Below are 23,892 nucleotides of genomic sequence, written 5' to 3' on the forward strand. Positions count from 1 at the left end.
AATTTTACCGTGGCCGATATTACCTACATACTGGGAGCAACCCGCGCTTGGTTCTGCGCCGCACCTAACGACGAGGATAGTGATTGTCACTAGCGTGGTGCTTCTGTATGTTGCCCTAGTCGAGGTTTCAGCCTCCGGAGATTCAACATGTCGCCCAAACGTCTGCTTTGCGCCGCTGCTTTGTGTCTCTGCTTCGCCGGAGCCAGCGCGCTTGCGCAAACCGCGGCACCCATGGCAGAACCCGCCGCCGAACCGGCCAACGCGCCCGACATGGATTCGACGAGCGCGCCAGAAGCGCCGGCCCCGCCACCAGCGGCGCCGGCCACTGCGCCCGCCAAACCGGCGGCCACCGTCCCCACGCCCGTTGCACCCGCTGCGCCAAAGGCAACCGCCCACGCGCCACCCGCCACCCCGATGACCGGCCCCGTGCGCAACGTCGTGCTCGTTCACGGCGCTTTCGTCGACGGGTCGAGCTGGAACGGTGTCGTCGCGAAGTTGCAGCAGAAGGGCTATCACGTCAGTTCGGTGCAGAACCCGCTCACGTCTCTCGCCGACGACGTCGCCGCCACCCGCCGCGTCCTCGCGCGCCAGGATGGCCCGACCATCCTGGTGGGTCATTCATGGGGCGGCGTGGTGATCACCGAAGCGGGTGCGAATGCCCCGAACGTCGCCGGCCTCGTCTATGTGGCGGCGATTGCGCCGGATCTGCATGAATCGGCGCTGGATCTGATGAAGCGCGCGGCGCCGATGCCGGCAGGCCAAGCCATGACCGCGGACCCGTCCGGCTTCCTTTGGCTAGACCGCACCAAATATCACGCCGACTTCGCCGCGGACGTGCCCGAAAATCTGACGCGCGTGCTCTCCGCCGCGCAACAACCGATCGCCGCGAAGGCGTTCAGCGAAACGGTGAGCCAGGTGGCGTGGAGAGAAAAGCCGTCGTGGTACATCGTGACGACGCGGGACCGCGCGGTGTCGCCCGAGGTCGAACAGTTCATGGCCAACCGGATGGGCGCGAAGATCGTGCCGATCTCATCGAGCCATCTCGTACCGGTGTCGCACGCGGGCGCGGTCGCCGACGTGATCGATCGTGCCGCGCGAGAATTGAGCCGGCAGCAGTAAGCAGTAGCCGGCTTCCTGCAAGCGAACCCAATTGAATCCGCGTGGGCAGACTACTGGCGGAACGTAAGCGAGATCAAACGGCTGTGTGTGCAGTGCAGGCAGTCGCGTATCGGCTAGCGCAGCATGAACGACATCGCCGACAGGCAGTTCAGCATGCGCACCGCATGTTCGGCGGATGCCGCGCCAAAGCGCAACGTGACGGCGTCGATGCGCGTGAGCGTCGGCCATTGGCAGAACAGATCGGCGAGCGCGGTAGTTTGCACACGCAATTCGCATTCGACGACCTTCGCTTCAGCGCGTGAAGCTTGCGGCGCATGACCATTGTCGATGTGTTGTCGCACCACTTCGCGGGCGGCATTGGCGATCGCATCGCGAGCGCTTGCCGGGGTTTGCGTGACACCGCTCGCATGACCCGTCGCCCGCTTGGTGACGACAAAACGCGCGCCGGGAAAACGCGGTGCGGTTTCTTCCGCGAATACGTCGTCGCCGGATAAAAGCGCTACCTGTGCGCCATATTCTTCCGCCAGCGCTCCGTACAACCCTGCCTCGCCGACTTCGACACCGTTCAGCGAAACCCGCGCAAACGCGAAGCTGTTGATCGTATGCGCGAGGACGCCGCGCGTCTGCGACTTCGCGTGATAGCCGATCATGAACACCAGCGCCGCGCCGTACTCGAGCCCGGCCATCATGCCGAGCGTGCGCGGTTTGCCGAGCACCACCTGGGCGCGTGCGTCGAGCAGATCGGGGAGCAGATTGCGGAAACCGCCGTGCGAATCGTTGACCCATACCTGCGTGGCGCCCCCGGCGAATGCGCCTTCGATCGCGGCGTTGGCTTCGAGCGTCATCCAGCGGCGCGCGGCTTCGTATTCGCCATTGCCCGCGCGCGTTTGCTCGGGATGGAATACACCGGCCACGCCTTCGATGTCGGCGGAAATCAGGACTTTCATCAGGAAGATTGCTTGAGGAGTTGAGCGAGGTCGGGCGCGCTGTCGTGCAGCGATAAACGTCGATGGCCGTCGCGGCCTGTGACAGATGTGGCGCTCCATAATGCATCGACGATCGCGTGCTCGACGCTGTCCGCGCAGGCACGGAATATCGGATCGAGGCGGGCATCGGCGAGCAAGGGCGGCAGCGTGACGAACGCTGCATCGTGCCGCACGGTGTAGGCCGTTGAGAACGCCAACGCGATATCGCCACTGCCGTGCCCGTACACCGAGCCGGTTCGTGCGAGACCGGCCGCGGCGCGCAACGAGAGACGCTTGAGTTGGCGGGCATCGAGCGGCGCATTGGTCGCGACGATCATGATGATCGAGCCTTGCTCGGGCGGCGAGGCGGTCGCTGTGATCGTCGAGGCCGTCGAACTCGCCGCAACAACGTTGGCTGCACGTTTGGCCAACTCGCGGCCAAGTGGCGCGCCGTCGATCGTCAGCATCGGCAGGCGGCCAAAATTCGCCAGCACTAACGCGCCGACCGTATAGGTCTGCCCCGCTATATCGACCACGCGCGATGCATTGCCGATCCCGCCCTTCAGATCGAAGCAGGACATGCCGCGCCCCGCCCCGACTGAACCGCTTGCGACCTCGGCGCTCGCCGCGTCGCAAGCCTCTTCATAGTGCTGTTCGTCGATAACGAGCGCCTGAATATCGTTCAGGTATCCGTCATTGCACTCGAACACCAACGGATTCACCGTCGGCCATTCGCGGCCGATTTGCGGATTCGCTTTGATCGCCGCGCGAATCTGCGCTTGAGCGATGGCGCCGACGCCAAAGGTATTGGTCAACGCAATCGGCGTCTCCAGCACGCCGAGTTCCTCGATCTGCAGGAGCCCGATGCTTTTACCGAAGCCGTTGACCACCGACACCGCGGCAGGCACCTTGTCGAGAAACGGATCGCCACGGTGCGGATGAATCACGGTGACGCCGGTTTGCACGGCGCCTTCATCCAGCGTGCAATGACCGACTGCCACGCCTTGCACGTCGGCGAGAGTCCCACGCGGGCCGCTCGGCAATACGCCGATATACGGTGCGCTTTGAGGTTCTGAAAAACTCATGACCGATCGAGCTTCGGATCAAGCGCGTCACGCAGACCGTCGCCGAGCAGGTTGAACGCCAACACGGTGAGGAAAATCGCCAGGCTCGGAAACAGCGCGATATGTGGCGCGGTGACCATATCGGCGCGCGCTTCGTTGAGCATCGCGCCCCACTCCGGCATCGGCGGTTGCGCGCCGAGTCCGAGGAACGACAAACTCGCCGCCGTGATGATCGACGTACCGATCCGCATCGTGAAGTACACGACTATCGACGAAATTGTCCCCGGCAAAATATGCCTCACGATGATGGTCCAGTCCGATGCGCCGATGCTGCGTGCCGCTTCGATATACGTGAGTTGCTTGAGCATCAGCGTATTGCCGCGCACGAGTCGCGCAAACGCGGGAATGCTGAAAATCGCCACCGCGCAGATCACATTGATCATGCCGTTGCCGAGAATCGCGACCACGCCGATCGCCAGCAGAATGCCGGGGAAGGCGAACAGCACGTCGGCGATACGCATGGTGATACGGTCCCACCAGCCTTCGTAGTAACCGGCCAGTAAGCCGAAGAACGTGCCGATCACCGCGCCGATCGCCACCGAAAGAAACCCGGCCTCGAGCGAAATGCGCGACCCCGCCAGAATGCGGCTGAAAATATCGCGGCCCAGCGAATCGACGCCGAACCAGTGCGCAGCCGAGGGCCCCGCGTTCAACGCGTCGTAGTCGAAGAAATTCTCCGGGTCGTACGGCACGATATGCGGCGCGGCGATGGCGACCGCGATCAACAGCAGCACGAAGATGCCGGCGGCGAGCGCCACGTGCTGCTTACGGAATTTGCGCCAGAACTCGCTCCACGGGGTGCGGATCGCGCTTTCTGCTTGAGCGGTTCTGGCCGCATTCGCCTCGGTGGCTGTCGTGCTCATGCGGGCCTCACTTGAAACGGATGGTCGGGTTGATGACGGCATACAGCACGTCCACAACCAGGTTGATGATGATGAATTCGAGCGAGAACAACAGCACTTCGGCCTGAATCACCGGATAGTCGCGCATCGCCACGGCATCCACCAGCAGGCGTCCGAGGCCCGGCCAGTTGAACACCACTTCGACCACGATCGAGCCGCCCAGCAGAAAGCCGAATTGCAGACCCATCATCGTGACCACGGGAATCATCGCGTTGCGCAGGCAGTGTTTGACGATCACGAGCCGCTCAGGCACGCCCTTGGCGCGTGCGGTGCGTACGAAATCCTCGTTCATCACCTCGACGAACGAAGCGCGCGTGAAGCGCGCCATCACAGCCGCGACCGCCGCACCCAGCGTAAGCGACGGCAGCACGTAGCTCTTCCACGACCCGTCGCCGACGATCGGCAGCCAGCCGAGCTTCACCGAAAAAACCTCCATCAGCAGCATGCCGAGCGCGAAGGCGGGAAACGAAATGCCCGACACCGCGAGCGTCATGCCGAGCCGGTCCGGCCAGCGATTGCGCCACACCGCCGAGACGATGCCGATGCCCATGCCGAGCACCACCGCCCACACCATGCTGGCGAGCGTGAGCAGCAGCGTCGGCATGAAACGCTCGCCGATTTCCTGACTCACCGGCCGCTTGCTGCGCGTGGATGTGCCGAAGTCGCCATGCGCGATCTTCACGAAGAAGTTGGCGAATTGCTGGGGCATCGGCTTGTCGAGGCCGAGATCGGCGCGCACCAGGGCGACGGTCGCTTCGTCCGCTTCGGGACCGGCGGCGAGGCGCGCCGGATCACCCGGCAACAGATGCACGAACAGGAAAACCAGCACGGCGACGATGAAGAGCGTCGGCAGCAGGCCAAAGAGACGTTTGACGAGGAAAGTCAGCATGAAACCCAATCCGGCAATGATGCGGGCAACGAAGAATCGTGAGAAGCCGACCATTCAGCCGGCGTGCGCTTAGGGAACACGCCGCGCCGAACGGTCAACTCATCACTTGATCGCGATCTCGTCGAAATTGAACGAGCCGTCCGGCGCGACATACGCGCCCGACAAACGCTTGCTGCGCGCATACACGACCTTTTCCTTGACGAGGAAAATCCACGGCGCGTCGGCCCAGATGCGCTTTTGCGCATCCGTGTAAAGCGCTGCCTTCTGCGTGCGGTCGGTGGTTTCGAGCGCCTGTTTCAGATCGCTGTCGACCGTGTCGTTCTTGTAGTACGCGGTGTTGACCATCTTCGGCGGGAACGAGACCGAGTCGAGCAGCGGCGTGATCGCCCAGTCCGCTTCACCCGTCGACGACGACCAGCCTGCGTAATACATGCGCACCGGCGCGGTCGCCGGGTCCTGCGCGCTTTCCACCTTGGCCACGCGTTGGCCCGCTTCGAGCGCCTCGACCTGCGCCTTGATGCCGACCTGCGCCAGTTGCTGCTGGACGAACTGGATCACCTTCTGCGCGGTCGAGTAGTTATACGCGGACCACAGTGTCGTTTCGAAACCGTTCGGATAACCCGCTTCCTTCAACAGTGCACGCGCCTTCGCCGGATCGTACGGCCACGGACCGAGCTTCACCGCGTAATCGACGCCTTGCGGCACCACGCCGTCAGCCGGTGTCGCATAACCGGCGAACACCACCTTCGACAGCGCGTCCTTGTTGACCGCGTAGTTCAGCGCTTCACGCACCTTCGGATTGTCGAACGGCTTCTGGTTTACGTTCAGGCTGATATAGCGCTGGATGATCGACGGCGAGGCGATCAGATCGACCTTCGGGCTCGACTTCAACTGCGCGGCCTGCTCGAACGGCACCTGGAACGCGAAGTCTGCTTCGCCGGTGCGTATCAACGCCGCACGCGTGTTGTTGTCCACCACGGGCTTCCAGTCGATCGCATCGATTTTCGGGTAGCCCTTCTTCCAGTAGCCGGCGAACTTTTTCACCGTCAGGTCGCCCGTGGGGTCCCACTTCACCAGTTCGAACGGGCCCGTTCCGACCGGATGGAAGGCGATGTCCTTGCCGTACTTCTTCAGCGCGTCCGGCGAAATCATCACGGCCGACGGATGCGCCAGCACGTTGACGAATGCGGAGAACGGCGCCTTCAGCGTGATCTTCACCGTGTACGGATCGACCACTTCGGTCTTTTCGATGCGGTTGAACATGTTGTAGCGCTTAAGCTTGTTCGCCGGATCGGTCACGCGGTCGAAATTCGCTTTCACCGCGGCGGCGTTGAAGTCGGTGCCGTCCTGGAACTTCACGCCGTGGCGCAGCTTGAACGTGTAGACGCGCGCATCCGGGCTCGCCTGGTAGCTGTCGGCCAGCACGTTGACCAGCTTCATGTCCTTGTCGAAGCCGAACAGGCCTTGATAGAACGACTTGGCGACGGCTTGCGAGAGCGTGTCGTTGGCGTCGTACGGATCGAGCGTCGTGAAGGTCGACGCGACGGCCATCACGGCCGTGGTTTCGGCATGCGCCAGATTGCCCGCGAGCATCGCGAACACCACCGCGCCGCCGCTAATCAGCGCGCGCAAACGAAACGGAGAAGACGGGACCAGCAGGTTCATGAGAGTAAGCTCCAGGCTGCGAAATGAAACAGGTTGATGTGAGGCGGATAAGAATTCGCAAGTGCTTGCGGGTGGGTCAATAAGCGCCGCCGACCCGATGCTGGGCGACGAAGTGATCCGGACCGACTGCAATCAGCGGCGCCACGATCGGCTCGTCGTTCAATGCGCGGATCGGGCTGGGGATTTCATCGGCGGCCAGCATCCGTTTCGCGTGACGGCGTGCCGGATCGGCGACCGGCACCGCCCCCATCAGCTTCTTCGTGTACGGATGCTGCGGCGCTTCAAAGACCGCGCGGCGCGGACCGATCTCGACGATCTGGCCGAGATACATCACTGCGACGCGATGACTGACGCGCTCCACCACCGCCATATCGTGCGAAATGAACAGATAGGCAACACCGAGTTCGCGCTGCAGATCGAGCATCAGGTTGACGATCTGCGCCTGCACGGAGACGTCCAGCGCGGAGACGGATTCGTCGGCGATCACGACTTTCGGATTCAATGCCAGCGCGCGAGCAATCGCGATACGTTGCCGCTGCCCACCGGAAAATTCGTGTGGATAGCGGCGCGCCGCTTCGGGCGGCAAGCCGACCTTTTCGAGCAGCCACGCAACCCGCGCTTGCGCTTGCGCGCCTTGAGCGACGCCATGCACGAGCAGCGGCTCCATGATCGAGAAGCCGACCGTCAAACGCGGATTCAGGGAAGCGAACGGGTCCTGGAAAATAAACTGAATATCGCGGCGCAGCGCTTGCAACGCCGGGCCTGTGAGGGCGCTGATTTCCTTGCCGCCGAATTCGATCGAGCCGCTCTGGCTTTCCACGAGGCGCAGCAATGAACGGCCCGTCGTCGATTTGCCGCAACCCGACTCGCCGACCAGCGCAAGCGTTTCGCCCGGACGCAGATCGAAGCTGACTTTCTCGACCGCATGCACGCGGCCCGTCACGCGGCCGAACACACCGCTCCTGACCGGAAAGCGCGTGATCAGATCGCGCACGCGCAGAATCGGCGGCGTGCTTTCGTGGATCAGCGGTTGTGTTTCCGCCGCTACAGCGGCTGCGGGACGAGCGGGTTCGTCGGTGCCGGTGAGCGTCGCTTGCTCGACGGTCAGAATCGGAAATTTGGCAGGCTGATCGGTGCCTTGCATGGCGCCGAGGCGCGGCACCGCGGCAAGCAGCGCTTTCGTATAAGGATGCGAAGGCGCGGCAAACAGCGTATCCGAAGCGCCCTCTTCCACCTTCTCGCCGCGATACATCACCAGCACGCGATCGGCCACTTCGGCGACGACACCCATATCGTGCGTGATGAAGATCACGCCCATGTTCATCTCGTCCTGCAAGCCGCGAATCAGTTGCAGAATCTGCGCCTGGATCGTCACGTCGAGCGCGGTGGTCGGCTCATCGGCGATCAGCAGCGCGGGCTTGCACGACAGCGCCATCGCGATCATCACGCGTTGGCGCATGCCACCCGACAGTTGATGCGGAAACCGCGCGGCCACGCGGCGCGCTTCCGGAATGCGCACGAGTTCAAGCAGGCGCAGCGTTTCGGCGTGCGCGGCAGACCGGCTCTTGCCTTGATGCAGGGCGATCGCTTCGCTGATCTGATCACCGACCGTGAACACCGGGTTGAGGGATGTCATCGGCTCCTGAAAGATCATCGCGATGTCGGCGCCGCGAATCGAACGCATCGTGCCGGACGATGCTTTCGCAAGGTCGAGCACGCTGCCGTCGCGGCGCCGGAAGGCGATGCTGCCGCCGGCAAGGCGCCCCCCGCCGTGCTCGATCAGCCGCATCAACGCAAGCGAGGTCACCGATTTGCCCGAACCGGATTCGCCGACGATCGCCAGCGTCTCACCGCGCTCGACCGTCAGGGAGAGGTTGCGCACCGCGTGGAAGGTCTTCTCGCCGCTGCGAAACACGACCGACAGATCGTCGACCGCGAGCACGCGTTGCGGCGGCAAGGTTTCGATAAGCGGGCGGGCTATGTGCGATGAAGTCGGCACGATGGTTCCTTTGAATTCGAACGCGGCAAACAGTGGCAAAAGCGGGTGGCAAAAACAGGTGGCAAAAACGATGCTTCAAGTCATGCCGCGGAGAAGACGGCGCTAGCGGTAGATCGCCGTCACCGGCGCCTCGCCGATACGCGCGAAACCGCGATACATGCCCTCGGTATTAAATGGCAGCGTGACGTTGCCGCGCGCATCGACGGCGACCAGACCGCCGCGTCCGTCGATCTTCGGCAGGCGGTTCATGACCACGTCGTAGGCCGCTTCTTCCAGCGAGACGTTGCGGTATGCCATTTGGGCCGCGACGTCGTATGCCGCGACCATGCGCATGAACATTTCGCCGGAGCCGGTGGTCGACACCGCGCAGGTTGCGTCGTCCGCATAGCAGCCCGCGCCGATCAACGGCGTATCGCCGACCCGGCCGACCTGCTTGTTGGTGACGCCGCCCGTCGAGGTGGCGGCCGCCACGTGGCCGTGCTGATCGAGTGCGACCGCGCCCACAGTGCCGAACTTGCGATTCGGATCGATCGGTTCGTGCGGCGTGGGATCGTCGCCGTTCGACGACGGCGCGGCGGCCAGCGTCGCGCCGTCATGATCGAGCATCGCGCGCTGCTGACCGACCGCGAGTTGCCACTGGCGATAACGCGCGTCGGTATGGAAATACTCGGGCTCGACACATTCGAGTCCTTGCGCGGCCGCGAAGGCTTCCGCGCCTTCGCCCGTGAACAACACATGTTCGCTGCGCTCAAGGACGCGGCGCGCCGCCAGAATCGGATTGCGCACGCGTTTCACGCAGCAGATCGCGCCGGCGTCGAGCGTGCTGCCGTCCATGATGGCCGCGTCGAGTTCATGCGTGCCGGCCGCCGTGTAGACCGCGCCACGGCCCGCGTTGAAGAGCGGGCAGTCTTCGAGCAGACGCACGGCTTCGCTGACGGCGTCGAGCGCACTGCCGCCGTCGGCGAGTACGCGCTGGCCCGCGCTCAGCACCGCATGCAAGGTAGCGTGGTATTCGGCTTCGGCGCTGGCCGACATCGACGCGCGCAGGATCGTGCCTGCCCCGCCGTGAATAGCAATGACTGCGTTGGAGTTCATCGTTTTGTTTTGGTAGTGCGGGGACTGCGGGTTGAAGAGCGCGCAGGCTGCTCACGTGTGTCAACGCGTGCGGCTTGCGGATCGGTGAGCCACGGCAGCACGAATTCGGTGACCTCGGCGGCGGCTTTCACCGAGCGTTTCGCGCGATACGCAACGGCGTCGCAGAGTGCTTCGATCACGGCCAGCACGGCGGAATCCGCATTGGCCGCGAGCCGCCGTTCCGAACGGATATAAAGCGCCAGGTCGGCGAACTGCGCGAGCGGCGAACGCGGGCTGTCGGTCAGTGCGAGCACGCGCGCGCCGCGGCTTGCCGCGCGCCGGGCGAGTTCAATGGTGTCCTCGACATAGCGCGGGAATGCGATGCCGACGACGAGATCACCTTCATCCGAATTGAACAGACGGCGTGCCGCGTGCGACGGCCCGCCGATCAAGGCGAGCGACTGCACATTGTCGTGATACGGCATCAGACCGTGTTCCATCAGACCGGCAAGAAATGCACTCGAGCCCGCGCCGAGTACGAACACGCGACGCGCGGCGAGAATAGCTTCGACCGCGGCTTCGGCGGCGGCGCTGTCGATGGCCGTGCGAGTGGAATGCAGATTGGCGGCCGCCTGTTCGAGCGAAGCGTCGATCAGCGTGTCGCCGGGTGCGAGTGATTCCTGCGCGCTACGCAGCCGTTCGACTGGCGCAAGCGTCGCTTCGAAGCCCCGTACGAGCGCTTCGCGAAACTGCGGATAGCCGTCGAAGCCGAGCGCGCGAGCGAAGCGATTCGCCGTCGCCACCGACGCGCCAACCACGCTCGCCAGTTCGTCGATTCGCATGGTCGCCGCGCGGAACAGATTCGCCAGTACGTAGTCGCCCATGCGCCGATGGATAGGCGTGAGGGTCGGCATCGCTGCGGCGATACGCGCGGCAATGGCCTGCTCGGCGGGGTTGGAAGCAACAGACGAGTGATGAATCATGCGAGCGAGTGGTCCTGCCGACTGTTCCGCAAGGGGACTTCCTGCGGGGCGCCCCCAAAGAGGACTTCCTTCGGGGCGCAATCAAAATGAATGAAAGTATATTTACATGGAAATCTCGCAGAAAAAAATTCATTTTCATTTTCGAGGGTTTTCATTGAGCGATCGCTGCGCCCTCTGGAATGTCCGCAAGTCGGGCCGCGGGCGACATGACGATGATCAGCGCCTGTACCAGGAAGGCCGCGGCCGCCGCGATGAGGCACGCCTCCATGCCCCAGCGCGCGCTGATCGCCGCGCCAAGCAATGCGCCCACCGGCCGCGCGCCATAGGTCGCGGTGTTGTTGAGCGCGGACACGCGGCCCATCATCCGTTCGGATGTAATCGCCTGACGCAGCGTGGTCGAGCCGACCACCCACAGGATCGGTCCGGCGCCGAGCAGGAAGAAGCTCAGCATCGCCAACCAGAACGACGGCTCGAAGATCGTCGCCACCATGACGAGCGAGGCGAGCAAACCGCACGAGGGGCCGATGGTCAGCACGCGCCCGAACGCGAGACGCCGCGCGATGGCCGGCGCGGCGAGCGCGCCGCACACCATGCCGATGCCGTAAGCGCCGAGCGTCACACCGACCATCGAAGCGCTCAGTCCCAACCGATGCACGGCGTACGGCACATACACCGCCTGCAGCACAAAGAAGCCTAGATTGAAGAAAACCGCAGTGGCGAGCATCGGGCGCAGCAGCGTGTCATGCAGCACGAAGCGCGTGCCGTCGCGCAGTTCCAGCAGAAAGTGACGCTGGGGCGCAGCCGCTCGCGGCGGTTCGCGCAGCCCCGCGAGCAACGCGACGGCCAGCGCCGACAGTGCAGCCGCGCAGCCATACGCCCACCCGGCGCCGATCCAGCCGACCAGCAATCCGCCGAGCGCCGGCCCCGCCGAATACGCGACGCTGCGCGCCAGTTCGAGCCGGCCATTCGCGTTGGCATAGGCCTCCCGCGGCACGAGCGAAGGCACCAGGGAAGGCGCCGCGACGTTGTAGGCCACCGTGCCGGTCGCGGCAATGAAGCCGAGCGCGGCGAGAAGCGGCAAGCTCAGCGTGTGCGTCGTCACAAGCAGCAGCACGCACAGCATCGCGACCACGCGCACGCTTTCGGCCAGCGTCATCAACGTGCGGCGCGAGCGGCGGTCGGCCCAGACGCCGAGCGGAATCGACAGCAACAGGAATGGCAGTGTCTGTGCGGTTTGCAGCAGACCCGTGTCGCGCGCATTGGCGCCGAGCGCAAACACCGCGACGAGCGGTGCGGCGGCGAGACTGACCTGCTCGGCGGATTGCGCGACCAGATTCGACCATGCGAGCCGCCGGAATGCGGCGGGCAGACGGATCGTGGATGAAGACGACGAAGAGGACGTGGCATGCATCGATGAGCTCCTGCGATGGGACGTGGGGAGACCATCGTGGCCGCTTCGGCGCTGCGCGGCGCTCCGCTTCTTGCGGTGTTATTCTTCGCTCGCCATGAATCTCGAAAGCATCCTCTTCACCCAAGGTTTCGGCTCGCGCCGCCAATGCCGGGCATTGGTCGGCGACGGCCGCGTGAGCATCGGCGGCGCGGTGTGCATCGATGCCGACACCGATTTCCCAACCGACGACGACACCTTCTGCTTCAGCGTGGACGGAGCCGTCTGGCCATATCGCGAACGCGCCTATCTGCTGCTGAACAAGCCCGCCGGCTACGAATGTTCGCGCGACCCGCAGCATCATCTGAGCGTGTTCAGCCTGCTACCGCCGCAATTCGCCGAGCGCGGCGTGCAATGCGTGGGCCGCCTCGATCAGGACACAACCGGCCTCCTGCTGCTCTCCGACGACGGCAAGTTCGTCCACATGTTCACGTCGCCGAAACGCAAAGTGCCGAAGCTGTACATCGCGACCACGCGCCATCCTCTCGACGACACGCAACTGAGCGCCCTGCGCGACGGTGTCTTGTTGCACGGCGAACCCAAGCCGATCGTCGCCGTCGACGCACAGGCGCGCGGTGAGCGCACGCTGGCACTCACCGTCATGGAGGGCAAATATCACCAGGTCAAACGGATGATCGCAGCGGCCGGCAACCGTTGCGAAGCGCTGCATCGCGAGCGGATCGGCGGACTCGCGTTGCCCGCCACGCTGGCCGTTGGCGCATGGCAGTGGCTCGACGAAACCGACCTCGGATCTTTACGGAGCGGGTAAACCGGTAGGGCCCTTTTAAAGCCTTGATGCATCGGGAGAACCATGTGGCCGCCCGCACACAAGCCCTGCGGGATGCTCCATTGCACGCTGCGGCGCAGCATGCTCTTCCTTACGACGCGCCCTATACTCGATTAAACAAAGACTACAAAGAGTTCAAGGAGGGGCGCCATGGTCATCCACCACACCATCGAAATCTCGCACCTGATGATTGCTTTCGTGTGCCTCGGGGTGGTCCTGGTCGGCGGACTGCTGGTCACGATGCGGCTGCGGCATAAATATCATCCGAACCTGATCGGCGCACTGATTGGCGCGATGCTGTGTTTCCTCCTGCTGGAGGCGTTGCCGGCGCTAACTTGAGCCGGCGAGGCGGCGCGTTTCCAATTTCACATCTCGCGCAAAAAATCCTCCACGCTCGGATACCGCAAGCGCACGCGCAATTCCTCTTTGAGGCGCCGGTTCACAAGCCGCCTCGATTCACGCATGAAGGACAGCAAGGTCGGCTCGATCTGCCGCTCTGCTTGCGCGCGTGCGATGCGAGGCGCGTGCTCAAGTCCGAACGCATCGGCTACCACATCGAAGTATTCGCCCATTTTCAGCGACGTATCGTCGGACGCGTGAATCACGCGCCCCGGCCGCCCATGCGTGGCGAGACGCACGAGAATCGCGGCGAGGTCGTCGGCGTGGATGTGGTTGGTGTAGACGTCGTCAGCATCGATCAAGGCCGGCGTGCGCTTTTCAAGCCGCGCGAGCGGCAGACGATTGCCCGCGTAGATGCCCGGAATCCGCGCAATGCTTGCGGTGACCGCGCCGCGGGCGGTCGTTCGCCGCAATTGCCGCTCGGCCGAGACGCGGCGTTTGGCGCGTGCATTGGACGGCTGCGGCGCGCGTGTCTCGTCGATCCACGCGCCGCCGCAATCGCCGTAGACGCCCGTCGTGCTTGCGTAAACCAGCCTCACAGGCGCGTGTGAACCGGCAGTCCGCCGCACCCTGTCGGGTACAATATCGGCTGCTTCAGATTCCGCCCACGAGGCACGAACGCGGCGCAGCCGCCCCACCGGCGCCACCGCGCCGCGTGCGGCACGCAACGCCCGAGTGCGGCGCGCGCTCAGAGTAGCGAGCAAGGCACGGGTGCGGCGGTCGTCATCGCCGTTCTTTTGCGGCGGCGCGAGATGCAGTACCGTCGGCGCGAGGCCTGCAAGCCGTTTCAGGCTGCGGCGCGCGTCGAGGTCGCCGACCAGCGGCGTGACGCCAGCGGCGCGCAATTCGGCGCTGCGCCCGGCGTGACTGGTGAGCGCGAAGACATGCGCGCGTGGCAGCAACAGAGGCACGCAGCGCATGCCGACGTCGCCGCAACCTACGATCAACACGCGCGGCCGGCGGAAATTTCGTGTCGCTTTCATGGTGGACGCATTGTAGCCGTCAAGCGCGGCAGGTACCGCACAGTGATACCGCGGGTCCGATAACGATTACCGACTTTTCGATTTCGAACACTCTATGGCATTTAACGTCACGCTCCGGCAAAGCGGCCGGCAGTTCCAGGTAGAACAGGACGAACCGGTCCTCACCGCCGCCTTGCGCCAGGGCATCGGCCTCCCGTACGGCTGCAAGAACGGCGCCTGCGGTTCGTGCAAAGGCACCGTGGTCAGCGGTCAGATCGAACAGCGTCAGCATTCGTCCTCCGCATTGTCGAACGACGAAAAGACGCGCGGCATGGCGCTCTTCTGCTGCGCGACGGCGTGCTCCGATCTCGAAGTGGATATCCGCGAAGTAGCCGGTGTTGGCGACGTACAGGTCAAGAAGCTGCCATGCCGTGTGAACGCGATCGAGCGCAAGGCCGACGACGTCGTGGTACTGAAGCTGCAATTGCCCGCCAACGAACGTCTGCAATATCTGGCCGGCCAATACCTCGAATTCATTCTGAAGGACGGCAAGCGCCGCAGCTATTCGATGGCGAACCCGCCGCACGCGGAAGGCCCGATCGAATTGCACCTCCGTCACATGCCCGGCGGCGCTTTCACCGATCACGTGTTCAACACAATGAAAGAGCGCGACATCCTGCGCTTCGAAGCGCCGCTCGGCACGTTCTTCCTGCGCGAAGATTCGGACAAGCCGATCGTGCTGCTGGCCTCGGGCACCGGCTTCGCACCGCTGAAGGCGATCATTGAGCACGCGGTGTTCAAGAACCTGAACCGCCCGATGACGCTCTATTGGGGCGCGCGCCGCAAGAAGGACCTGTACCTGCTCGATCTGGCCGAGCAATGGGCTCGCGAGATTCCGAACTTCAAGTTCGTGCCGGTGCTGTCGGAACCGGACGCGGGCGACGCGTGGACGGGTCGCGTCGGCTTCGTGCATCGCGCGGTAATCGAGGACCTGCCAAATCTGTCGCCGTACCAGGTGTACGCGTGCGGCGCGCCGGTCATGGTCGAGTCGGCGCAACGCGATTTCACCCAGCATCATGGGCTGCCGGAAGACGAGTTCTACGCGGATTCCTTCACAAGCGCGGCGGATCTGGCGAACGCGGTTTGAGGGAATTTCAGCAATAAACGGCCCGATCGGAACATCGATCGGGGCCGTCTGCAGCGACGTGTCAGCGCCAAGGCGGATGCACAAAAATCCGCCTTGGCGCGAATCCGTGCAAATTCATGGTTTACACCGGCGCTTTCCTTGTCGTATTCTTTCGCGCATGAACCGCATCCAGTCCGAACTCCGACGTCGCCGCTCGCCGCTCCCTTAGGGACGCCGCTGGCTTCGTCACGGATTCGCGCCGCACAAAGGCGCAAGCAGTTCGAATCATGAAAGCCACGGCATGCCGTGGCTTTTTTGTTTGCTTTTTTGTTTTTCCCCGACCCCTGTTTCCTGTTTGGCCGACCGTTCATTAACCCTTCACCCTGCTGTCTGGAGCCTGCCGTCATGAATTTCAATGAGTATCCGATCGAGTCGCTGATGTACATCACGAACCGGCCCGAAGTCGTTTTCACGCACGGCAAGGGCTCGTGGCTCTACGACAACACCGGCAAGCGATATCTGGACTTCATCCAGGGCTGGGCGGTCAACAGCCTCGGCCATTGCAACGACGGCATGATCGAAGCGCTGAACAAGCAGGCTCAACTGCTGCTCAATCCGTCGCCGGCGTTCTACAACGGCCCGATGGCACAACTCGCCGGCCTGCTCACGCAGCACAGCTGCTTCGACAAGGTATTCTTCGCGAACAGCGGCGCCGAAGCCAACGAAGGCGCGATCAAACTCGCGCGCAAGTGGGGCAAGAAGTTCAAGGACGGCGCGTTCGAAATCATCACGTTCGATCACAGCTTCCACGGCCGCACGCTCGCCACCATGTCGGCAAGCGGCAAGCCGGGTTGGGACACCATCTACGCACCGCAAGTGCCGGGCTTTCCGAAGGCGGACCTGAACGACATCGCGTCGGTTGAAAAGCTCATCAACGCGAAGACGGTCGCGGTGATGCTCGAACCGATCCAGGGCGAAGGCGGCGTGATTCCGGCCACGCGCGAATTCATGCAGCAACTGCGCGCGCTGACCAAACAGCACAACCTGCTCCTGATCGTCGACGAAGTGCAGAGCGGCTGCGGCCGCGCCGGCACATTGTTCGCGTATGAGCTGTCGGGCATCGAGCCGGACATCATGACACTCGGCAAGGGCATCGGCGGCGGCGTACCGCTCGCGGCGCTGCTCTCGAAAGCGGAAATCGCCGTGTTCGAACCGGGCGATCAGGGCGGCACGTACAACGGCAATCCGCTGATGACCGCGGTGGGCTACTCGGTGATCTCGCAACTGACCGCGCCGGGCTTCCTCGAGGGCGTGCGCGCACGCGGCGAGTATCTGCGCGCCAGGTTGCTGGAGTTGTCGGAAGAACGCGGCTTCGAGGGCGAACGGGGTGAAGGTCTGCTGCGCGCGCTGCTGCTCGGCAAGGACATCGGCAACCAGATCGTCGAGAAGGCTCGTGTGATGCAGCCCGACGGCCTGCTGCTGAACGCCGCGCGTCCGAACCTGCTGCGCTTCATGCCGGCGCTGAATGTCACGAACGAAGAAATCGACCAGATGATGGCGATGCTGCGTTCGATTCTCGACACGCTGTAATCCGGCAGGACAGCGCGTATGACGACGACTGCAACGTTATCGATCCGCCGCTTCGACGCGAGCGACACCGCGACGCAGGCAGCCGTTTGAATAGAAAAAGGCAGCATGCGGGATACGCATGCTGCCTTTTTTACGCACTAAAGCAAACTGAGTCTGGGTTATTCACCCACTCATTCGCCCAGGTAAGCCGCCCGCACCTTCGGATCATCGAGCATCTGCTTCGCGTCGCCGGACATCGTGACCAGACCCGAGTCCATCACGTAGCCGCGGTTCGCCGCCTGCAACGCGAGACGCGCATTCTGCTCGACCAGCAACACGGTCATGCCCTCGCCCGAGATCGCCCGCACCACTTCGAAGATCTTCTCGACCATGATCGGCGACAGACCCATCGACGGCTCATCCAGCAACAACAGCTTCGGCTTGCTGATGATCGCGCGCGCCATCGCCAGCATCTGCTGTTCGCCGCCCGACAACGTGCCCGCGTATTGCGTCGCCCGTTCCTTCAGGCGCGGGAAGAAGCCGAACATGCGATCGACGTCCTTCTTGATGCCATCCGTGTCGTCACGCAGATAAGCGCCCATCTGCATGTTCTCGATAATCGACATGCGCGAGAAAATGCCGCGGCCTTCCGGCACCATCGCGAGACCGCGCTTGAGCAACTCGTGCGCCGGGATGCCCTTGATCGACTGGCCCATGTACTCGATGTCGCCTGCCGCGTACGGCTTCAGACCCGTGATCGTCTTCATCGTCGTGGTCTTGCCCGCGCCGTTCGCGCCGATCAGCGTGACGAGCTCGCCCTGCGCGACTTCGAGGTCGATACCCTTGACTGCCTGGATGCCGCCGTAATTGACCTGCAGGCCCTTGATTTTCAACATTGCCGTTGCCATTAGTGGACCCCCGCACCCAGATAAGCTTCGATCACCTTCGGATCCTTCTGCACGTCTGACGGCAGACCTTGCGCAATCACCTTGCCGTAGTCGAGCACCGTCATCTGGTTGCACAGACCCATCACGAGTTTCACGTCGTGCTCGATCAGCAGGATCGTCTTGCCGTCGCTGCGGATCTTGTCCAGCAACTTGGTCAGCTCGACCTTTTCCGTTGCGTTCATGCCGGCAGCCGGTTCGTCCAGCGCGAGCAGCTTCGGGTCGGTCGCCAAGGCACGGGCGATTTCCAGACGGCGCTGGTGACCGTACGACAGGTTGCGCGACGTGTAGTCCGCATACTGCGCAATGCCGACGTACTCCAGCAGTTCGACCGCGCGCTCCTTGATCTCGCGCTCTTCCTTACGCTCGGACGGCGTCTGGAATACCGCGCCCAACAGACCATGCTTGGTGCGCACGTGGCGCCCGACCATCACGTTTTCCAGCGCGGTCATGCCGCCGAACAGACGAATGTTCTGGAACGTACGGGCAATACCCGCCTTCGCCACCTGGTAGACGGCGGTCGGCGTGTATTCCGTGCCGTCGAGCTTGAACTCGCCCGAATCCGGCGTGTACAGACCCGTGATCACGTTGAAGAAGGTCGTCTTGCCGGCGCCGTTCGGACCGATCAGGCCGTAAATCTGGCCCGACTTGATCTGCAGACCGACTTCGGAGAGAGCCTGCAAGCCGCCGAAGCGCTTGTTCACGCCCTTCACCGACAGGCGGATCTGATCGCTGCCCACACTGTTGTTCACGTTATCGCTCATATGATTTCTCCTGTCGACCCGAGTTAGCGCTTTAGCTGTCGACCAGAGTTGGCGCTTTAGCGCTTACTCTGGTCCCATGCAAAGCACTTACTCGGGTCCCATGGCCTCAGGCGCGCACCGGCTTCTTGCCAGCGCGCTTCGCCAGTTTCGCAATCTTGTCTTCGTGCTTCGGCGACGGCCACAAGCCTTCCGAGCGGTACAGCATGATCACGACCATCGCGAGGCCGTACAGCAACTGACGGATCACTTCGGTATCGACGATTTCATGGCCGAAGATCGCGTTCTGCAGCGGACCCATCGTCGAGCGCAGGAATTCCGGGAACACGGCGAGCAGCACCGCACCGAGAATCACGCCCGGGATGTGGCCCATCCCGCCGAGCACCACGCACGCCAGCACCACGACCGATTCCCAGAACGTGAACGATTCCGGCGACACGAAGCCCTGGAATGAACCGAACATCGCGCCCGACAGGCCGCCGAACGACGCGCCCATCGCGAAGGCCAGCAGTTTCACGTTACGGGTGTTGATGCCCATTGCCTTGGCGGCGATTTCGTCTTCGCGGATCGCAGCCCATGCACGGCCGATACGCGAGTGCTGCAAACGCGTACAGGTCCAGATCACGAACAGCGCGCACAGCACGAACAGGTAGTAGTACGAGTACACCGATGGGAACTGGAAGCCGAACAGCGTGTGAGTCTGCGCGAGGCTGAAGCCGCCCACCGACACCGGATCGATCCCCGTGATCCCCTTCGGACCGTTGGTGATGTTCACCGGGCGGTCGAGGTTGTTCATGAAGATCCGCACGATTTCCCCGAAGCCCAGGGTCACGATCGCGAGGTAGTCGCCACGCAGACGCAACGTCGGCGCGCCGAGCAGGACGCCAAAGGTCGCGGCGAGCGCCATCGCGACCGGCACGATGACCCAGATCGGCGCATGCAGGCCGTTCGGGAACAGATGCGCGATCCACGCGAACTGCGAGGTCAGGTGCGGCGAAGACAGCAGAGCCGCGACGTAGGCGCCGATTGCGTAGAACGCGATGTAGCCCAGGTCCAGCAGGCCGGCAAAGCCGACCACCACGTTCAGGCCCAGCGCGAGCATCACGTACAGCATCGCGAAGTCGAGCACGCGGACCCAGTAGTTGCCGCCGGCCGCGCCGATGATCATCGGCGCCGCGATCACGAAGATCGCGGTGATGATGCCGACGGTCAGCGTCTTCGTCAGGTTCTTTTCAGGGATGAGCGTCGTGGACGGCTCGATCGGTTGAATTGAGGTCATGTCTATTTTCTCCCGGGATCAGGCGCGATCCGCAACACGTTCGCCGAGCAGCCCCGACGGACGGAACACCAGCACGATGATCAGCACGATGAAAGCGAACACGTCCTGGTAGTTACTGCCGAACACACCACCGGTCAGGTTGCCGATATAGCCTGCACCCAACTGTTCGATCAGGCCGAGCAGCACGCCGCCCACCATCGCCCCGCCGAGATTGCCGATCCCGCCCAGCACCGCCGCGGTAAAGGCTTTCAGGCCAGGAATGAAGCCCATATAAAAGTGTGCGTTGCCGTATTCGGACGCGATCATCACGCCGGCCAAGGCGGCCAGCGCCGAGCCGATCATGAAGGTCGCCGAAATCACGAAGTTCGGGTTCACGCCCATCAGGCTCGCGACACCCGGGTTCTCGGCGATCGCACGCATCGCGCGGCCGAGCTTGGTCTTGTGAACCAGCAGCAGCAGACCGCCCATCACGAGGAACGCCACCACGATGATCACGATTTCGGTCATCGAGATCACAGCGCCTGGCGTCGTATCCGTGGCCTTGATCACGTTGATCGGGTCAGTGGGCAACAGCTGCGGGAACGGCAGCGGGTTGCGCGACCAGATCATCATCGCAAGGGTTTGCAGCAAGATCGACACACCGATCGCGGTGATCAGCGGCGCGAGACGCGGCGCCTTACGCAACGGCCGGTAGGCCACGCGCTCGATCGTGTAACCGACCACGGCGCAGACCACGGCCGCGATGATCAACGCGATACAGAGCGTCGGCACATTGCCGAGACCGGGGAAGTGGTTCTGCAGCACGCCTATGGCTGAGAGCGCAACCATCGCGCCCACCATCAACACATCGCCGTGAGCGAAGTTGATGATGCCCAGGATGCCGTAAACCATCGTATAGCCCAGTGCGATGATGGCGTAGACGCTGCCAAGCACCAGCCCGTTGAGGACCTGCTGGATGAAGATATCCATTTAATGCTCCTTAGCCCGTGCGACTGGATTCGCGTTCTTCATCAGCCGGTGGGCGGTGATGCGGTACGGAATCTCAACGGCACTGCGGGTACTGATGTAAAAGACCGGTAAGGGTTATCCGCTACCCGGTTCGCCTACGACTGGGATGCAGTCGCTCACTTGCCGATGGCGGATGCAAAAACGGCACCGTTGGGTGGTTTCGGTGCCGTCAGGCTGAACGTCTCGTCATCACATCTTCACGACGTCGAGGACCGCTTTTTTGCCGTCCTTGAAGTTGTAAAGCGTAATGGCGCTCTCTTTCAAATCACCCTTGTCGTCGAACGCGATGTGGCCGATTACCCCGTTGTAATCGGTGGACGGCATCGCAGCCAGCACCTTGGGCGCCTCGATCGAATTAGCGCGCTTCATTGCATCGACAATCACGTACACAGCGTCATACGTGAACGGCGCGTAAATCTGCACCGGCGTGTGGAAGCGGTCGACGTACTTCTTTTCGAAGTCCGCTCCCTTGTCCATTTTCGAAAGCGCGAGTCCCGCCTCCGAACAGACCAGGTTTTGCACGGCGGTTCCCGCCAGCTCACCCACCTTGTCGGTACACACGCCGTCGCCGCCAAGGATTTTTGCCCTGATACCGAGCGCCGCCGCCTGTTTGGTAAACGGCCCGCCCGTCGCGTCCATGCCGCCGAACATGATCACGTCCGGCTGAACACTCCTGATCTTCTTAAGGACGGCTTGAAACTCCGTAGCCCTGTCATTCGTGGCTTCGCGCGCGACGATCTTCGCCCCGCTCGCCTGTACCGTCTTCGCGAACTCGTCGGCCAGTCCCTTGCCGTAGACGGTTGAGTCGTCCACGATCGCGATGCGTTTCGCGCCGAGCACTTTCGTTGCGTAGTTGGCAAGCGCCGGCCCCTGCTGCGCATCGGTCGCGACTACCCGATAAGTCGTCTTGAAACCTTGCTGCGTATAGCCGGGATTCGTCGACGACGGCGAGATCTGCACAATGCCGGCATCGCTATAGATCTTCGACGCAGGGATCGAGACGCCCGAATTCAGGTGCCCTACCACGGCGACGACGTGATCGTCGACGAACCTTTCGGCGACCGCCGTACCTGTTTTCGGGTCTGCCGCGTCGTCTTGCGCGTCGAGCTGCAACTGGATCTTGTGACCGTCGATGGTCAAACCCTGCGCGTTGATTTCCTCGACCGCCAGGCGCGCCCCGTTTTCATTGTCTTTCCCGAGGTGCGCAATGCCACCCGTCAACGGGGCAGCATGACCGATCTTCACGACCGTCGCTTCGCTCGCCGGGGCCGCGGCCGCCGTGACAGCCGAGGCACCGGCTCCCGCCTCGCTTTCCTGTTTCTTGCCGCAAGCGGTCAACATCGCAACCGCGGTCACGATGGACACGGCGTAAGCAAATTTGACTCGCATTAAGTAGGTCTCCTGCGCCTTGCAAAATCCGTTGTTCGGGACCCGGAGGCCTTGAGAACGCGCGCATTGTAACTCCAATTATGCGACGCGCAATATTGTTGAAACGGTGGGGTTTTCCTGCATTGCAACCTTATTTTGAGAGAGAAAGCCGGTGTATGGCGCAACCCGGTTGCGCCTGTTTTTCGTGCACCAGTTGCACCAGCGCCGCACCCAATGGCATCAAGTGTTGCAGCGATATGGCCCGACCCCTGATTCCACCGTGCTTTTCGTTATGTATTACGTTTCTGTCAATATCAGGAGGCACGCACTATTTTAGTGCATCAAAAATGGGCGCAACGCGTTTAGTGTGATTAAAACGGGGGCAGATCGTCTGAAAATCGATTAAAAGCCAAATCGCAATTCAAAAGAATTTGTGTGGGAGGACACTGAAAACAGCATTGATCGATGATCTGGCACTTTATGAAGAAAGCGCTCGCGGATCTGCGGGCGTAAAAAAGCGCGCTCTCAGGCGCGCTTTTCTTTCAAAAACGAAAACAAATTGTCAGGCAGGCAGACCCAGCCCGCGCGGCAGCGGAAACGCGATGTTTTCCTCGATACCGTCGAGCGCGCGGACGTTGCGCACTCCGAGCTCCCGTAACCGGCCGATCACAGCTTGCGCCAGCGCTTCCGGCGCCGAGGCGCCCGCCGTCACGCCGATCCGGCGCTTGCCTTCGACCCAGACCGGATCGATCTGGTCCGGCGAGTCCACCATATAGGAAGGCACGCCAAGCTTTTCGGCCAGCTCGCGCAACCGGTTCGAGTTCGAGCTATTCGGGCTGCCGACCACGATCACGACATCGCATTGCGGCGCCATGAACTTGACCGCGTCCTGGCGGTTTTGCGTGGCGTAGCAGATGTCCTGCTTCTTCGGTTCGCGGATCGCCGGGTATTTTGCCTTCAAGGCGCCGATGATCTCAGCCGCATCGTCGACCGACAAGGTGGTTTGTGTGACGAACGCAATCCGCTCGGGATCGGCCAGGGTTAGCGCCTGAACGTCTGCAATATCTTCGACCAGATGCATGCCTGCGCCGGCCTGCCCCATCGTGCCCTCGACTTCAGGATGGCCCTTGTGGCCGATCATCACGATGTCGAACCCGTCCTGGCGCATCTTCGCGACCTCGATATGCACCTTGGTGACAAGCGGACAGGTGGCGTCGTACACCCGCAGGCCGCGCGACTCGGCTTCCACGCGCACTGCCTTCGAGACGCCATGCGCGCTGAAAATGACCGTATTGCCCGCGGGTACTTCTTCCAGTTGCTCGATGAAGATTGCACCCTTCTTGCGCAGATCCTCGACGACATAGGCGTTATGGACGATTTCGTGGCGTACGTAGATCGGCGAGCCATGCAGCTTGATGGCCCGCTCGACGATTTCGATAGCCCGATCGACGCCGGCACAGAATCCACGCGGCTGCGCCAGCAGGATCTCGGCGTCGGCAAGAGTCGTATCCGTGATGCTCAT

21 protein-coding genes are annotated in these 23,892 nt (G+C 62.8%); 5 read left to right on the forward strand and 16 right to left on the reverse strand.

From position 1 onward, the window contains the following. Positions 1 to 147 precede the first annotated feature (147 nt). A complete protein-coding gene (locus ACAX43_RS05335) occupies positions 148 to 1,119 on the forward strand; it encodes an alpha/beta fold hydrolase (RefSeq protein ID WP_370707371.1) in 972 nt (323 codons plus the stop codon). Between the two features lie 113 nt (positions 1,120 to 1,232). On the opposite strand, the gene ACAX43_RS05340 is transcribed toward ACAX43_RS05335, so the two are convergent. From ACAX43_RS05340 to ACAX43_RS05380, 9 genes are all read right to left on the reverse strand, one after another. Continuing rightward, a complete protein-coding gene (locus tag ACAX43_RS05340) occupies positions 1,233 to 2,066 on the reverse strand; it encodes a M55 family metallopeptidase (RefSeq protein WP_370707372.1) in 834 nt (277 codons plus the stop codon). Further along, the gene (locus ACAX43_RS05345; protein ID WP_370707373.1) at positions 2,066 to 3,169 is read right to left on the reverse strand and encodes a P1 family peptidase; all 1,104 of its coding nucleotides are present in this window, start codon (positions 3,167 to 3,169) and stop codon (positions 2,066 to 2,068) included. The genes ACAX43_RS05340 and ACAX43_RS05345 overlap by 1 nt, the downstream gene beginning before the upstream one ends. Further along, a complete protein-coding gene (gsiD, locus tag ACAX43_RS05350; RefSeq protein ID WP_370707374.1) occupies positions 3,166 to 4,071 on the reverse strand; it encodes a glutathione ABC transporter permease GsiD in 906 nt (301 codons plus the stop codon). Before gsiD ends, ACAX43_RS05345 begins: the two co-directional genes overlap by 4 nt. Positions 4,072 to 4,078: 7 nt before the next feature. Then, entirely contained in the window at positions 4,079 to 4,999 is a 921-nt protein-coding gene (gene gsiC / locus ACAX43_RS05355; RefSeq protein WP_370707375.1) for a glutathione ABC transporter permease GsiC, read from the reverse strand. Between the two features lie 102 nt (positions 5,000 to 5,101). Next, entirely contained in the window at positions 5,102 to 6,664 is a 1,563-nt protein-coding gene (gene gsiB / locus ACAX43_RS05360; RefSeq protein WP_370707376.1) for a glutathione ABC transporter substrate-binding protein GsiB, read from the reverse strand. Between the two features lie 76 nt (positions 6,665 to 6,740). After that, complete coding sequence (locus ACAX43_RS05365) at positions 6,741 to 8,663, reverse strand: dipeptide ABC transporter ATP-binding protein (RefSeq protein WP_370707377.1); 1,923 nt, start codon at positions 8,661 to 8,663, stop codon at positions 6,741 to 6,743. Between the two features lie 102 nt (positions 8,664 to 8,765). After that, positions 8,766 to 9,758: an isoaspartyl peptidase/L-asparaginase family protein gene (locus ACAX43_RS05370; RefSeq protein WP_370707378.1), complete on the reverse strand. Its 993-nt coding sequence runs from the start codon at positions 9,756 to 9,758 to the stop codon at positions 8,766 to 8,768. Then, positions 9,755 to 10,720, reverse strand: a complete 966-nt coding sequence (locus ACAX43_RS05375) for a MurR/RpiR family transcriptional regulator (RefSeq protein WP_370707379.1) — start codon at positions 10,718 to 10,720, stop codon at positions 9,755 to 9,757. Before ACAX43_RS05375 ends, ACAX43_RS05370 begins: the two co-directional genes overlap by 4 nt. Positions 10,721 to 10,871: 151 nt before the next feature. After that, a complete protein-coding gene (locus ACAX43_RS05380; RefSeq protein ID WP_370707380.1) occupies positions 10,872 to 12,131 on the reverse strand; it encodes an MFS transporter in 1,260 nt (419 codons plus the stop codon). 94 nt (positions 12,132 to 12,225) lie between these two features. Between ACAX43_RS05380 and ACAX43_RS05385 the strand changes: the two genes are divergently transcribed. Together ACAX43_RS05385 and ACAX43_RS05390 are read left to right on the forward strand one after the other, a co-directional pair. After that, entirely contained in the window at positions 12,226 to 12,936 is a 711-nt protein-coding gene (locus tag ACAX43_RS05385; protein ID WP_370707381.1) for a 16S rRNA pseudouridine(516) synthase, read from the forward strand. Positions 12,937 to 13,104: 168 nt separating this feature from the next. Then, positions 13,105 to 13,293, forward strand: coding sequence for a hypothetical protein (locus tag ACAX43_RS05390; protein WP_370707382.1), 189 nt, complete (start codon positions 13,105 to 13,107; stop codon positions 13,291 to 13,293). A gap of 26 nt (positions 13,294 to 13,319) precedes the next feature. Here ACAX43_RS05390 and ACAX43_RS05395 read toward each other — a convergent pair whose 3' ends face one another. Then, positions 13,320 to 14,336: an NAD-dependent epimerase/dehydratase family protein gene (locus ACAX43_RS05395; RefSeq protein WP_370707383.1), complete on the reverse strand. Its 1,017-nt coding sequence runs from the start codon at positions 14,334 to 14,336 to the stop codon at positions 13,320 to 13,322. A gap of 94 nt (positions 14,337 to 14,430) precedes the next feature. Here ACAX43_RS05395 and ACAX43_RS05400 point away from each other — a divergent pair, with 94 nt between their 5' ends. Beyond that, entirely contained in the window at positions 14,431 to 15,462 is a 1,032-nt protein-coding gene (locus ACAX43_RS05400; RefSeq protein ID WP_370707384.1) for a CDP-6-deoxy-delta-3,4-glucoseen reductase, read from the forward strand. A gap of 384 nt (positions 15,463 to 15,846) precedes the next feature. Continuing rightward, positions 15,847 to 17,031, forward strand: a complete 1,185-nt coding sequence (locus ACAX43_RS05405; protein ID WP_370707385.1) for an acetylornithine transaminase — start codon at positions 15,847 to 15,849, stop codon at positions 17,029 to 17,031. A 170-nt stretch (positions 17,032 to 17,201) separates the two neighbouring features. Here ACAX43_RS05405 and ACAX43_RS05410 read toward each other — a convergent pair whose 3' ends face one another. From ACAX43_RS05410 to ispH, 6 genes are all read right to left on the reverse strand, one after another. Further along, positions 17,202 to 17,918, reverse strand: a complete 717-nt coding sequence (locus ACAX43_RS05410) for an ABC transporter ATP-binding protein (RefSeq protein ID WP_370707386.1) — start codon at positions 17,916 to 17,918, stop codon at positions 17,202 to 17,204. Next, positions 17,918 to 18,718 carry an ABC transporter ATP-binding protein gene (locus ACAX43_RS05415; protein ID WP_370707387.1) on the reverse strand — a complete coding sequence of 267 codons (801 nt, stop codon included), beginning with the start codon at positions 18,716 to 18,718 and terminating at the stop codon, positions 17,918 to 17,920. The genes ACAX43_RS05410 and ACAX43_RS05415 overlap by 1 nt, the downstream gene beginning before the upstream one ends. 106 nt (positions 18,719 to 18,824) lie before the next feature. Continuing rightward, a complete protein-coding gene (locus ACAX43_RS05420; protein ID WP_370707388.1) occupies positions 18,825 to 19,994 on the reverse strand; it encodes an ABC transporter ATP-binding protein in 1,170 nt (389 codons plus the stop codon). Between the two features lie 18 nt (positions 19,995 to 20,012). Further along, complete coding sequence (locus ACAX43_RS05425) at positions 20,013 to 20,963, reverse strand: branched-chain amino acid ABC transporter permease (protein WP_370707389.1); 951 nt, start codon at positions 20,961 to 20,963, stop codon at positions 20,013 to 20,015. A 228-nt stretch (positions 20,964 to 21,191) separates the two neighbouring features. Beyond that, positions 21,192 to 22,391 carry a branched-chain amino acid ABC transporter substrate-binding protein gene (locus tag ACAX43_RS05430; protein WP_370707390.1) on the reverse strand — a complete coding sequence of 400 codons (1,200 nt, stop codon included), beginning with the start codon at positions 22,389 to 22,391 and terminating at the stop codon, positions 21,192 to 21,194. Positions 22,392 to 22,932: 541 nt separating this feature from the next. Beyond that, a complete protein-coding gene (gene ispH, locus ACAX43_RS05435) occupies positions 22,933 to 23,892 on the reverse strand; it encodes a 4-hydroxy-3-methylbut-2-enyl diphosphate reductase (protein WP_370707391.1) in 960 nt (319 codons plus the stop codon).

It is taken from the genome of Paraburkholderia sp. IW21 (assembly GCF_041321145.1).
Lineage (GTDB): Bacteria > Pseudomonadota > Gammaproteobacteria > Burkholderiales > Burkholderiaceae > Paraburkholderia.